Source organism: Arthrobacter sp. ISL-65, from assembly GCF_018613795.1.
Lineage (GTDB): Bacteria > Actinomycetota > Actinomycetes > Actinomycetales > Micrococcaceae > Arthrobacter.
Genome location: NZ_JAGGPN010000034.1, coordinates 115825 through 127941, shown reverse-complemented (window position 1 = coordinate 127941; position 12117 = coordinate 115825). Strand labels below are relative to the sequence as shown.

The 12117-nt window shown below is 67.6% G+C and carries 13 protein-coding genes; 8 read left to right on the top strand and 5 right to left on the bottom strand.

Translation table 11 applies throughout. The features are described from left to right. Positions 1–36 precede the first annotated feature (36 nt). The 7 genes from ssd to J7I85_RS14635 all read left to right on the top strand — a co-directional run bounded on the left by ssd (position 37) and on the right by J7I85_RS14635 (position 5831). The gene (gene ssd / locus J7I85_RS14665) at positions 37–1347 is read left to right on the top strand and encodes a septum site-determining protein Ssd (protein ID WP_308159498.1); all 1311 of its coding nucleotides are present in this window, start codon (positions 37–39) and stop codon (positions 1345–1347) included. Further along, complete coding sequence (locus J7I85_RS14660) at positions 1344–2849, top strand: TadA family conjugal transfer-associated ATPase (protein WP_308159496.1); 1506 nt, start codon at positions 1344–1346, stop codon at positions 2847–2849. Before ssd ends, J7I85_RS14660 begins: the two co-directional genes overlap by 4 nt. Then, on the top strand, positions 2846–3649 hold the full coding sequence (locus J7I85_RS14655; protein WP_214852854.1) for a hypothetical protein: 804 nt from the start codon (positions 2846–2848) through the stop codon (positions 3647–3649). Before J7I85_RS14660 ends, J7I85_RS14655 begins: the two co-directional genes overlap by 4 nt. A 43-nt stretch (positions 3650–3692) precedes the next feature. Next, entirely contained in the window at positions 3693–4307 is a 615-nt protein-coding gene (locus J7I85_RS14650) for a type II secretion system F family protein (RefSeq protein WP_214852851.1), read from the top strand. A 293-nt stretch (positions 4308–4600) separates the two neighbouring features. Further along, positions 4601–4888, top strand: coding sequence for a DUF4244 domain-containing protein (locus J7I85_RS14645; RefSeq protein WP_214852849.1), 288 nt, complete (start codon positions 4601–4603; stop codon positions 4886–4888). Continuing rightward, the gene (locus J7I85_RS25740; protein ID WP_308159493.1) at positions 4885–5439 is read left to right on the top strand and encodes a TadE family type IV pilus minor pilin; all 555 of its coding nucleotides are present in this window, start codon (positions 4885–4887) and stop codon (positions 5437–5439) included. Before J7I85_RS14645 ends, J7I85_RS25740 begins: the two co-directional genes overlap by 4 nt. Beyond that, positions 5436–5831, top strand: coding sequence for an Rv3654c family TadE-like protein (locus J7I85_RS14635; protein ID WP_214852847.1), 396 nt, complete (start codon positions 5436–5438; stop codon positions 5829–5831). Before J7I85_RS25740 ends, J7I85_RS14635 begins: the two co-directional genes overlap by 4 nt. Before the next feature lie 123 nt (positions 5832–5954). On the opposite strand, the gene J7I85_RS14630 is transcribed toward J7I85_RS14635, so the two are convergent. Both J7I85_RS14630 and J7I85_RS14625 read right to left on the bottom strand, forming a co-directional pair. Continuing rightward, positions 5955–8351: a DEAD/DEAH box helicase gene (locus J7I85_RS14630; protein ID WP_214852845.1), complete on the bottom strand. Its 2397-nt coding sequence runs from the start codon at positions 8349–8351 to the stop codon at positions 5955–5957. 141 nt (positions 8352–8492) lie between these two features. Further along, positions 8493–9185 carry a GNAT family N-acetyltransferase gene (locus J7I85_RS14625; RefSeq protein WP_111902120.1) on the bottom strand — a complete coding sequence of 231 codons (693 nt, stop codon included), beginning with the start codon at positions 9183–9185 and terminating at the stop codon, positions 8493–8495. Positions 9186–9309: 124 nt separating this feature from the next. Here J7I85_RS14625 and J7I85_RS14620 point away from each other — a divergent pair, with 124 nt between their 5' ends. Next, positions 9310–10203 (top strand): rhodanese-related sulfurtransferase, encoded by an 894-nt coding sequence (locus J7I85_RS14620; protein ID WP_214852843.1) that lies wholly within the window; start codon positions 9310–9312, stop codon positions 10201–10203. Between the two features lie 77 nt (positions 10204–10280). Here the strand turns inward: J7I85_RS14620 and J7I85_RS14615 are convergent, their stop codons facing one another. The 3 genes from J7I85_RS14615 to J7I85_RS14605 all read right to left on the bottom strand — a co-directional run bounded on the left by J7I85_RS14615 (position 10281) and on the right by J7I85_RS14605 (position 12007). Then, on the bottom strand, positions 10281–10841 hold the full coding sequence (locus J7I85_RS14615; protein WP_214852841.1) for a hypothetical protein: 561 nt from the start codon (positions 10839–10841) through the stop codon (positions 10281–10283). A 121-nt stretch (positions 10842–10962) separates the two neighbouring features. Then, positions 10963–11406 carry a hypothetical protein gene (locus J7I85_RS14610; protein WP_214852839.1) on the bottom strand — a complete coding sequence of 148 codons (444 nt, stop codon included), beginning with the start codon at positions 11404–11406 and terminating at the stop codon, positions 10963–10965. Positions 11407–11416: 10 nt separating this feature from the next. Continuing rightward, on the bottom strand, positions 11417–12007 hold the full coding sequence (locus J7I85_RS14605; RefSeq protein WP_214852836.1) for a hypothetical protein: 591 nt from the start codon (positions 12005–12007) through the stop codon (positions 11417–11419). Between the last annotated feature and the right edge of the window lie 110 nt (positions 12008–12117).

Sequence of the window (12117 nt, the reverse complement as noted above, 5' to 3'; positions counted from 1 at the left end):
CTAACGGGCGGCCGGTCCTTTGGGCACAGTTGCTGCATGAGCAGGCACCACGCCCGGAACCGGCGACTCCCATCAGACCCGGACACCGCGCTGCCGGATGCTGCGCCGCCGGACGGCAGGCTGCCCGGTGCTGCGGCGCCTGGTGCAAACGGACTTTGGGCAGAGCCGACGGGCGGCTTCCCGGATGGACCCTCACCGGCGCCTCGGAGCAGCCGGCGGCCAGCGGCCCAGCCCGGGCCGGCGCAGGTGGGCTCACTGACCGATTCTGAACCCGGAACCTGGCTTCCCGCTGATGGTGGTGACGTCCTGCTGGTCACGGGCTTTGAATTCCTGCGGGGTGAAGTGGAACGGATTGTTGCAGCCGCCGGAGGGCGGCTCCGGGTGGTGGACGACGTGGCGGAGGCCGCGCCATTCTGGGATTCCGCCGCCGACGTCCTGGTAGGCAGCGACGTCAGTGAACTGCCGCCCCGGCGCCGTGCCCCTGCCGTCCTCGTCGGGCTGAGCGGGGAAGGGGATACTCTCTGGCATCTGGGTGCAGCGTTGGGTGCACAACGCGTCGCCGTTCTTCCCGACGCCGCCGCGTGGCTGGCCGAGTACCTCAGCCGGTCACGTTCACCGGAGGCCGGAGGCCTGGTGCTCGGCATTACCGGGGGCTGCGGAGGGGCAGGCGCCACCACCGCGGCGGCGTGGCTCGCCCAGGCAGCAGCTGAACTCGGTGCCCGGGTCCTGCTCGTCGATGCCGATCCGTGGGGCGGCGGACTCGAACTGGCACTTGCAGCGGAGGAATCCCCGGGTCTCCGCTGGCCGGACCTGGCCGATGCGAGTGGCAGCATTGACCCGCAGCAGCTCGCTGACGCCTTACCTGTGGCCGGCGGGTTCTCATTTCTGTCCTGGCCCGGAAGCAGGGAACGGCCGCCGCTCGTTGACCCGGTCACCGTAGGAAACGTCCTCGACGCCGCCCGCCGGGGCTACGAGGTGGTGATTGTCGATATCGGCCGCAACGCCGAGCCGCTGCGCACGTTCGCCTGGGATTGCGACCGCCTCCTCGTCGTCGTACCGGCCCAGCTGAAGGCTGCAGTCGCCGCCGCCCGGCTGCTGCAGGAGCTTCCGCCGGTCGAATCGGCCCTGGTCATCAGGGGAAAGGCCGGGGTTGCTCTTGACGCCGCACTGGTCGCCGAATCCGTGGGGCTCCCCCTGCACGGAGTGATGCCCGAAGTGCGGGGGACGGCCTCGGCCACCGAGCTGGGCCGCCTGCTCGACCAGGGAAGGCGGAAGACTGTCCGGCGTTTCGCCTCATCGGTGCTGGGCCTCCTCGCCGGCGACCTGCAGGCCGGGGACGGCCGGTGAGTGCGCATCTGGGAGTGCCCCCGGCCGGTGCCGATACCGGCGGCCGCGCCGCACCCGGTTTTCCCGGTGCACCCGCCTCCCGCGCCGCGCTCGCGGAGACTGCCGGGCGCCGGCGTGCGGCCCGGGTCCTGGATGCTGGGCTTCTTGAGACCGTCCGCGAGTCGGTCATGGCCGACGCCGGGCCGGTGACCCCGTCGCGGGTGGCGGCCGCGGTGCAGGCCACCGGGAAGCTGCTGGGCACAGCCGGTTCCCTCGCCGCCGCTGAGCGCATCAGCGCTGAGCTCAACGGCCTGGGGCCGCTGCAGCACCTGGTCCGGGACCCGTCGGTCACGGACATCTTCGTGAACGCCCCGGACTCCGTGTGGCTGGACAGGGGCCGCGGCATCGAACGGACATCTGTGACCTTCGCAGGGGAGGCGCAGCTCAGGGCCCTTGCCGCCAGGCTGGTGGCATCGGGCGGCAGGCGGCTGGACGACGGATCGCCGTGCGTGGATGTGCGGCTCGAGGGCGGCTACCGGGTCCATGCCGTCCTGCCGCCCATCTCGGCGGCTGGCACGCTGCTCAGCATCAGGATCCGGCGGGAACAGGTCTTCAGCATGGACGAACTCCGGGACGGGGGCATGTTTGGGCCGCTGGTTCAATGCGTTCTGGAACGCATGGTGGAGCAGCGGCTGAGCTTCCTGGTCAGCGGAGCCACAGGCTCCGGAAAGACGACCCTCCTGTCCACCCTGCTGGGGCTCTGCCATCCGGGGGAGCGGCTGGTCCTGATCGAGGACGCCTCGGAGCTGAATCCGGTGCACCCTCACGTCGTCTCGCTGGAGTCGCGGCATGGCAACCTCGAGGGAGGCGGCGCCGTGGACCTTGGGGAACTCGTTCGCCAGGCCCTGAGGATGCGGCCTGATCGCCTGATTGTGGGGGAGTGCCGGGGTGCCGAGGTGCGTGAACTCCTGACGGCCATGAACACTGGCCACACCGGAGGCGGCGGCACCATCCACGCGAACGCCGCAGGTGCGGTTCCGGCCCGGCTCACCGCTCTCGGAGCCCTGGCTGGGCTTGGACAGGATGCGGTCCGGCTGCAGGTTGCCAGCGCCCTTGATGTGGTGGTGCATGTGGCCCGGTCAAGGCACGGGCGTTATGTCGCGTGCATCGGCGTCCTGGCCGAGCGGCCGGGTGGCCTCGACGTCGCCGGCGCCCTGGACGTTTCAGCCGGCGGGCCGGTTCCCGGGCCGGCGTGGGGGATCCTTGCCCAGCGCCTGGCCCTGGATCCGGGCCTGGCCCTCGATCCGCGCCTTGCCCTGGATGCAGGCACTGTCCCCGATGCCGGCCACGTACGCGGCTCCATCCCCGCTTGCGACTCCTACCCCGCCAACAGCGCCGGTCTGGGTGGGACAGGGGCTGACGGGCCGAAGCGGGCGCAGCCGAACGCGCCCGCCGTGTCGACGCGACTCGACGGTCCGGGGATCACGAGTGAAAAACGTGGAGCCCGCAGGGCAGCAGCATGACCGCGGTCTTTGTTGGCGTACTGGTGCTTGCCTCGTGGCTGATCCTGAGCCCTGCGCGTGGGCCACTTCGGCGGGCACACAGTGCCTTCGGCCCGGGTGTCGCAACTGGCGGCCGTGTTCGCCGCGGCAGCAGGCCTGCCACAACGGGCCGGGGCGGCTTTGGCCGCGCCCGGGGCCGCCGCAAGGAGACCTCCGTGTCCCTAACCGTGGTGGTTCAGCAGCTGGCTGCCCTGCTGAAGGGTGGCCGGTCTCCGTCGCGCCTGTGGGACGAGCTGTGGCAGCTCTACGTGGAGCAGGGGTCCGAAGATGACGACCCCCGCCAACCACGGCTCAGCCCCGGATCGGCGGCCGTCCTGTCAGCCGCCCGGGGAGCGGCCCTGCGGGGAGCGCCGGTAGCGGACGCAATGCGGTCTGCATGTTGGCCCTCGCGTCATGGAGCCGGTAGCCGAGAGCCCCGGATCTGGGCTGAGTTGGCAGCCTGCTTCGAGATAGCGGCCGCCAGCGGCTGTCCGCTGGCTGACGTCCTGATGCGCTTTGCGGCTCAGCTGGAGGTTGAAGACGACGCTGAAGCAGCCCGGCAGACGGCGCTCGCCGGACCGAAAGCGACGGTCGCACTGCTGACCTGGCTCCCGCTGCTGGGACTGGGACTGGGTGTCTGCCTCGGCGTGGACCCGCTGGCGATGCTGCTGGGTACGCCGTTCGGGATGGCTGCGCTGGTCGCGGGCATCGGACTGACCGTTGCTGGCCGCATCTGGTCCGCGAGGCTCGTCCGGGCAGCGGCCGGCGAGGCCGTGCCATGAAAACCCACCAATCGGATTGCCCCTGCATGACAGGATCGGGCCAATGAGCGGATCAGTTCTGGCTGCTGCCCTTATCTTCCTTGCGCTGGCTGCATCCGCAGGCCTCGCCTTTAGTCGAACCGCTAACGGGAGATCAGGGCTCCTCCGCCAGCGGGGCCGGGCGGCGGGCAACGGCATTGCGGATGGGGTCGACGACTCTCAAGATCGGTCAGGGCAGTCCCCAGGATTGCGGGATACCGCCATGATGCTTGAGCTGATTGCCGCCATGCTCCACGCAGGGTCGGGCATCGGACGAGCCCTGGAACTGGTGGCCGCTGCGGCCTCACCCGAGTACGGCCGTGCCCTGCGGCCTGTCGTGGGAGCCATGGCCATTGGTGCCGACTGGGAGACGGCATGGCGGAGTTCAGACGTGTGCTCGCCGGACATACTCGCTCTGCGAGACGCCTTGGGCTTCGCTGCGCTGACTGGTGCGCCGTCGTCGTCCATCCTTTATGCCCAGGCCGCCAGAATGCGGCGGGAACGCTTCCGGGCCGCGGAGAAACGGGCGGCCTCCCTCGGGGTCAAGCTGGTGGTTCCGCTGGGGCTTTGTTCACTGCCCGCCTTCATATGCCTGGGAGTCGTTCCAGTGCTGCTCGCCCTGGTTCCTTCGGGCAGCTGAGGTCCCTCGGTCTTACAAGCCAGGTTGGTGCGTGAGACCGCGCGGCAATCTCCAGCCTTTGTCGCGCTGCCATGAATGCAGCGCTGCCATGCATTACCGCTGTTTCGCATTTTGACGCTGCCGCGCGGGCACTCTGCCCGTGCGGACGCCGCGGATACACCGGTACTCTCCCTCCACATGCGGCCGATCTAGTCGCTTTTCCACTTAGGGAAGGTCAAGGCTTACCGGTCCGGGCGGCGGACGGGAGAGTCGAATGCACCGGCAATTCGCCGGGACTCCAGAAAGGAAAATTCATGTCCCTCAACCACCACACCACGGGTGAAGCCGCCAATGCCTTGCGCCAGGACTCCGAAGAAGCGGATGTGCTGGAGATCTATCCGGGAGCCAGCATGGCGCCGAGGGTGAAGCCACGGCCACGCAGGCGTCTCGTGGGCTCGGAAGTCGGCATGGCGACTGCCGAATATGCCATCGCCACGCTTGCGGCGGTAGGCTTCGCCGGGCTCCTGGTGTTCATCCTGCGAAGCGACGAAGTCCGTGGCTTCCTGCTCAACCTGATCCGTACGGCGCTGGCCCTGCCGTGAAACCCGCTCCGCAGACCCTTCAGGCGGCCGGACTTGTGTCCTGCCGGCAGCACAGGAACCCAACCGGAGATGAGGCCGGCAGCCGCGGTCAGGGGAAGGCCCGCGGCGCCGAGAGCGACCACGGGAACAGCCGCGGCGCGGTGACCGCTGAATTTGCCGTCGCTCTTCCGGCGGTCCTGCTGCTTCTGGCGATGCTGCTGGCGGGGTCTGCGGCGGGGATCACCCAGCTGCGGCTTGAGGATGCGGCCCGGGCCGGTGCCAGGGCACTCGCCAGGGGTGAGGATCCTGCCGCCGTCGGCGGTATTGTCCGGAAGCTGGCTGGCCCTTCGGCGTCGTCGGCAGTCGTGCCCGGCGGTGAATGGATGAGCGTCACGGTGTCCGACCGGGCGGCGGGGCCCCTGGGCCGCATGGTGCCCTGGACGTTGACCGCCAGGGCCGAGGCGCGCAGCGAAACGGCAACATCGGCACCGCCGCCGGGACCGGTGCAGGCGGTGCGGTCGGCACGGGCCGACCTCGGATACGGCGTTGCTGCCGGGCGGCGGCCCCTGTGAACCAGCGGCACAAACAGCCGCTCGGCCAGCGCTGGAATCCGGTGCTGGGAGTCGGATCGGAACGCGGATCAGGCACTGTGCTGGCCGCGGCGCTCGGCATGGTGGTTGTCATGGTCATGTCACTGCTCCTTCTGCTGGCGCAGGCGTCCGCGGCGGCGTCCAAGGCCGCCGCCGCGGCCGACCTCGCTGCGTTGGCGGCGGCTGACGCACTCCGCGGCGTGTCACCGGGCGAGCCCTGCCTCGTGGCTGCTGCGGTGGCTGCCCGCCACAAGGCAACGCTCACCAGCTGCACCGCGGGAGGCGACCAGTCAGTCGAAGTCAGCACGGAGCTGTCTGCCGGGCAGCTCCTGGGCATCGCCACCGGCCGCGCCAGGGCGGGGCCGCCGCCCTAAACTTCGCGCGGCTCCAAACGCGCGGGGCTTAGACGGTACTTGACCCTTACTCTTGGGGCTCCGTTCCAGGTCGGACCCCGGCGTCAACATAGGCGGCGCTTGTCACCAGACCGTGTTCGTTAACTAGACTGCGTTGGGCGCCGCCGCGTCCGCCCTGGAATCTTGTGGCGCTGCCGCGTCCGGCGCGTCCTTCAGCAGGACATCGATCAGGGTGACGGCAGCGTCCTTGTCCAATGGGTTGTTCTTGTTGCCGCATTTGGGGGACTGGACGCAGGAAGGGCAACCTGATTCGCACTCGCAGGCCTCGATCGCGTCTCGCGTGGCCGAGAGCCACACCTTGGCTTTCTCGAAGCCCCGCTCGGCAAAGCCAGCGCCGCCTGGGTGCCCGTCGTACACGAAAATCGTGGGTACACCGGTGTCGGCATGGATTGCGGTCGAAACCCCGCCGATGTCCCAGCGGTCGCTCGAGGCAACCAGCGGCAGCAGTCCGATGGCGGCGTGCTCGGCCGCGTGGAGGGCTCCGGGAAACTGCGCTTCGATGAGTCCGGCGCCTGTGAGTGACCGGTTCTCCACCACAAACCACACGGCCTTCGTAAACAGGTCCCTGGCTCCCAGCTCGAGGGGTTCCTCACCCAGGACTTCATTGGAAATCAGGGCCTTCCGCTGAAAGGAGACCACTTGCGTTGTGACCTTGACGTCACCGAAGTGCACGGCAACATCGCCCCACTGCTCCGTCCGCTGGGTCTCGAGTACCTCGATCTGCGTGATGTCCCGGGCAGTCGTGTAGTAGTCCGGGTTGGCCCGGCGTACCACCACGCAGTGATCGTCCTCGTTCAGGTCCTCCACCACGTAGCTGGCGCCCTGATGGACGTACACGGCCCCCGTGTGGGCCTGGTAGTGCGTCTGCGGAGAATCCATGGTTCCCAGCAGCGAACCTGTGTCGGCATCCACGATGCTCACCGGCCCGCCGCCGTCGGCCCGCAGGTTCACCATGGCGGCCGCGCTTTGCGGGTGGGTCCAGAACCAGCCGGCCGGGCGCCGCCGCAGGTACCCCTGTGCCACCAGCTGCCCGAGGAGTTTCTCTGCTGTAGCTCCGAACAGCGGCAACTCGGCCACGCCGAGCGGGAGCTCAGCGGCCGCGGCACAGAGGTGCGGGCCCAGGACATAGGGGTTGGACGGATCAAACACAGTCGCCTCAACGGACACGTCGAAGATGGCTTCCGGATGATTGACCAGGTAAGTGTCCAGCGGATCGTCGCTGGCCACGAAGGCGGCAATGGCGTCCTGTCCGGCGCGGCCAGCCCGGCCGATCTGCTGGAAAAGGGATGCCCTGGTGCCGGGCCAGCCGGCCACCAGCACCGCGTCGAGCCCCGAGATGTCGATGCCCAGTTCGAGGGCCGAAGTACTCGAAATACCCAGCAACTGGCCGGTCCGCAGCGCCCTTTCCAAGGCACGGCGTTCCTCCGGGAGGTATCCGGAGCGGTAAGCCGCCACCCGTTGCGGCAGGCTTGGGTCGACTTCGTCCAGGAGCCGCTTTGTGATGGAGGAGATGGTTTCGGCGCCGCGCCTGGATTTGATGAAAGCGATGGTGCGGACCCGTGACGAGACAAGGTTCGCGAGAAGGTCGGCGGTCTCGGCCACCGCCGTCCTGCGTTCCTTGGCCCCGTTTTCGCCACGCACCTCGCTCAGCGCAGGTTCCCAGAACGCCACTGTCGTGGACCCGTGCGGCGAGGAGTCTTCGGAGACTCCCTGGACGGCGGCGCCAATGAGCCGGCCAAACGACTGCTCCGGTTCGGAAGCGGTGGCAGACGCCGCGATGAACACCGGTCCGGCGGAGCTGCCATCGGTCGCGTAGTAAGCGCTGATGCGCCGCAGCCGGCGCATCAGGTTGGCCACATGGGAGCCGAAGACACCACGGTAGCTGTGCGCCTCGTCCACAATCACGTAGCGCAGGCGGCGGAAGAACCCCGCCCACCAGGCATGGTTTGGCAGGATGCCGAAGTGCAGCATGTCGGGGTTGGCCAGAATGAAGTTCGCATGGTCGCGGATCCAGCGGCGGGAGGCCTGGTCGGTGTCGCCGTCGTAGGTTTCAGCCCGGACGGTTGGCAGGTTCAGGGACCGGATCGCCGCGAGTTGGTCCGCAGCCAGCGCCTTGGTGGGGGAGAGGTAGAGCGTCACCGCGCCGTCGTCGTGGATTTTTCCAGGGTCTGACAGGACGCGTAGCTCGGACCGGTGAATCGCATCCAGCGCCGGCAGTTGGTAGGCCAGGGATTTGCCGGATGCCGTCCCGGTTGCAATCACCACGTGTCCGCCGCCGTGGGCAATATCCGCCGCCCGGATCTGATGCCGGTAGGGCTGGTGGATGCCGAGTCTGCCGTAGGCCGCGACAAGGTCCGGGTGTGCCCAGGCCGGCCACGGTTCGTGCACGGCGTTGCGGGCCGGAATGGTCCGCACGTGCCGGAGCTGCTCCGGGTCCGGGCCACGGCCCAGCAACGGAATCAGCGAGTCATGGGGGTTCACCCCAACATTGTTTCATCCGGGCAAAAATCGCCGGCACGGAACAGTGAACCGGCACGGAACAGTGAACCGGCACGGAACAGCGAACCTGCAAACAACAGCTGGCCCGGGACGGAATCAGGCAGGGGCGTGTGCAGGGAAGGGTCAGACCACGGAGAGGTCGGAGCCCTCATCGGAGGCGGAGAGCATCAGGACGTGGCACACAGAGGACCAGCCCAGATGTGAATAAAGCTTCTGCCCATCCAAGGAAGCCAACAGGAGGCCGTCCTCCACATCGTGTGAAAACGCCTGCGCCGCCAGCGCCTTCATGATGAAGCTGCCCAGGCCCCGGCGCTGGAAGGAGGGTTCGGTGACAATCTTGTCGAACACCGCGGTGCCGTTGATGACCACCACACGGCCGCTCACGGCCAGCGTGTCGCCGGATCGAACTTCGGCAAAGTGGACACCGTCGGACTCCCACGTTTTCAGGGACAGGTCGTCGTCCGAGAGCCACGGGTCCTCGGAGTCCTGGGTTTCCATGTCCACGACCATCATGGTCTGGGACGCTGACGTGGCGTTGAGGTTGTGTTGTTCAGCCAGGAGCTTGTAGCGTCCTACATCATTGGTCAGGATGGTCAGGACCCGCTTGGGGGCTTCGGCAGTCTTTGCTGCCAGGTCCGCGAACTCGGCGTCCGTAGGATCAGAGGCGAAGTATTCCCAGTCCCCGGTCGTGTCAGCACGAAGGGCGGCGGGGAACCGTCCCTCGGTGCGCGTCTCATAGCCCCGGCAACCAGCCCAACCGGCTACCCAAACTTCAAGCAGATGAGTGATGTCTCCAACCATGGCTTCTGGCGTCATGTGACGAGAGTATTCCAGCGCTGTCATAAGCAACAGGGCTTTGGTGCTTGCTTATGCAATTGTGATAGGCGGCTCTTCCCGGGTCTGAATCCGTCCCCGGCAGCCACCAAGTACCCTTAAATACGTGGCTTTGAACCGAATCGTACTTTTTTACGGCTTTACTCCCATCGCAGACCCGGACGCTGTTCGGCTCTGGCAGCGTGCCCTGTGCGAAAAGCTCGGCCTGACCGGACGGATCCTTATCTCCAAGGACGGCATCAACGCGACCGTCGGCGGGGAGATCGGGGCCGTCAAGCAGTACGTGAAAACCACCCGCGAATACAGGGGCTTCCACGGCATCGACGTCAAGTGGTCCAGCGGCGGTGCGGAGGACTTCCCCCGCCTGAGCGTCAAGGTCCGCGACGAGATCGTCTCGTTCGGTGCGCCCGGCGAACTGAAGGTGGACGATAACGGCGTCGTGGGAGGCGGGACGCATCTGTTGCCCGAGGAACTCCACGAACTCGTCGACTCGAGGAAGGCCAGCGGCCAGGACGTCGTGTTCTTTGACGGCCGCAACGCCTTTGAAGCACAGATCGGCAAGTTCAAGGACGCCGTTGTCCCTGACGTTGCCACCACTCACGACTTCATCACCGAGCTCGACTCCGGCAAGTACGACCACCTCAAGGACCAGCCCGTCGTCACGTACTGCACCGGGGGCATCCGTTGCGAGGTGCTGTCCAGCCTCATGGTGAACCGCGGCTTCAAAGAGGTGTACCAGCTGGACGGCGGCATCGTGCGCTACGGCGAAAAGTTCAAGGACCAGGGCCTCTGGGAGGGCTCCCTGTACGTCTTCGACAAGCGCATGCACCTCGAATTCAGCGAAGATGCCAAGACCATCGGCGAGTGCGTCCGGTGCCAGACGCCCACGAGCAAGTTCGAGAACTGCTCGAACCTGAGCTGCCGCACGCTCACCCTGTACTGCGCTGGGTGCGCTGCCAACCCCGAGACGCTGCGCTGCCCGGACGGCTGCGCCGCCTGAACGGCAGGGACGGCTGGGCTGGAGCGACGGCTGCCCTGGACGGCCTGGACAACCTGGACGGCTGCAAAGGCGTTGCGTCAGATCCGGCTGATCCGGTAGGCGAAATTGGCGTCCGATCGCACCTCCACCGTCACCCGAAGCACGGAGTCCTTGGACAGGTGCACCACATTGACGCGGGACGTGCCGCAACGGAGGCTCAGGTCAACCAGGGCGAACTCGGCGTCGCGGACTGTGAATGAGACCCGCCGCTCGCTCCGGCAGGCGAGGGTGAGGGAGTACGTGCCGCTCGGCAGCTGGCCCGTGGACTCCGTCTTGCTGTGTCCCCTCTCAACGCTGCCGTAGTTCGTATTGAAAACCTGTCCCTCGGCGTCAGGCATGACTTCCTTCGCCCATTCGGTGAGCTCCTCGCCCGACACCGGCACGTTCTCCAGCGGGTCCCGGGGCAACACGGGATCCGTCACCGCAGGGGCGTCTGGAAGTTCGCCCCGGCCGTCGTCATAGCTGTATTCACAGCCGCCCAGGACGGCGGCAACCAGCACAAAGAAAAGCACGACGGCGGCTGCCGGCGCCCGCAGCCAAACCGTGCGTTGCGCCCGCCCCGGGAAACGACGCGCGGAGGCGATCCGCACCGTGGGCATACCCCGACTTTAGGCCTGGCGGAGGCGCCGGTACAGATGGCAATCCGCCGGGAGAAAAAATTCTCCCTTGGCTGTCCCGGAGCTGCGGGTCCATGCGGCCCCGCCGCCGATGGGCCCCGGATTAGCGCGCTGGAACCAGATGGTAGGCGTACAGGAGCGGCGCGTCCACGCTGGAGGCGCTGATCTCCATTCGCCCGGCCTTCGGTACGGTGATCGTCGCGGCTTCGCGGCTGCCGTTGCAGGCCGCTCCGGCTTCCGCCAGTTCCTTGCCGGCGAGCGTCACCGCGAAGAACGCCTTCCCGCCGCCGTCGCAGGTAATGGTCAGCGTGTACGCGCCTGCCGGGACGCTGGCTGCCGCCTGGATGATCCGGTCCCGGTTGAGGATCTTGCCGGCGTCCTCCAGCACTGCCTGGCCGTCGGAGGGCAGGGCGGTGGCCCGCCACTGCGGAACATCGGCATTTTCGATCGACACCACGGGGGAGCAGGCAGTAACTGCCAGAACCATGACGGCGGATGCGGCCGTCCCGCCCAGGGCACGGGAAAACAGAGGAGAACGGTCAGGCATGACTTCAAACTTACCCGTTCGAGGTAATGCCGGTTTCCGTTCCCCTCCTCCCGCTCCGCCGTGAGGCCACAAAAGAGACAAGTCTGTCTGCCTCAGCCAGCACTTTGGCCATGCCGGCGGAGGTCGCCAGCACGCGCTCGCCCCGTGACTCCAGGGGCACGGGAATGACCGTGGTCCGTCCCGCACCGGGCGGCACTGCCGTCTCGTGATGTGGGGGTTGCGGTGCCGGCCGCTGCGGTTCCGTGGGTGGGGGTTTCGCGGCCTCGCGCCTGGCGCTCTCCCCGGACAGGGTCAGGGCATCGATCTTGGCGCCGCCGATTTTGTCCAGCATCTCGTAGTCCTCGTCGGTGCACAGATCACTGGCCGCAAGGTGCTTCAGCGCGACCAGGCCCACGATGGCCCTGCTGAAGTCGCGGTCCATGGCAAGGTCGATGGCCCACTGGGTCCGCTTCCACCATTGGTCACGACGGTCCGCCTCGCGCCGCTGGGCGAGCGCGCGCCAGGCGATCCAGCCGGCAATGACGGCGGCCAGCAGCGGGGCGAATGCCGCCGCGTACCGCAGCCAATCGGGATCGGCCGCCACCGCCTGGGTTCCGAACATGGCCCAACTGTAGCTTCAGGTGCCGACAATAATCAGACGCCGACAATAAGGAGGCACCACACGCCATGCCCGATCCTCGGACTGAGGGCGGGAGTGGCCGGAAGGGCATG

Excerpts from the sequence above, each read along its gene's own strand:
- ssd (WP_308159498.1), top strand. The coding sequence starts at position 37 with ATGAGCAGGCACCACGCCCGGAACCGGCGACTCCCATCAGACCCGGAC.
- J7I85_RS14655 (WP_214852854.1), top strand. The coding sequence starts at position 2,846 with ATGACCGCGGTCTTTGTTGGCGTACTGGTGCTTGCCTCGTGGCTGATC.
- J7I85_RS14650 (WP_214852851.1), top strand. The coding sequence starts at position 3,693 with ATGAGCGGATCAGTTCTGGCTGCTGCCCTTATCTTCCTTGCGCTGGCT.
- J7I85_RS14645 (WP_214852849.1), top strand. The coding sequence starts at position 4,601 with ATGTCCCTCAACCACCACACCACGGGTGAAGCCGCCAATGCCTTGCGC.
- J7I85_RS14625 (WP_111902120.1), bottom strand. The coding sequence starts at position 9,185 with ATGACGCCAGAAGCCATGGTTGGAGACATCACTCATCTGCTTGAAGTT.
- J7I85_RS14615 (WP_214852841.1), bottom strand. The coding sequence starts at position 10,841 with ATGCCCACGGTGCGGATCGCCTCCGCGCGTCGTTTCCCGGGGCGGGCG.
- J7I85_RS14610 (WP_214852839.1), bottom strand. The coding sequence starts at position 11,406 with ATGCCTGACCGTTCTCCTCTGTTTTCCCGTGCCCTGGGCGGGACGGCC.
- J7I85_RS14605 (WP_214852836.1), bottom strand. The coding sequence starts at position 12,007 with ATGTTCGGAACCCAGGCGGTGGCGGCCGATCCCGATTGGCTGCGGTAC.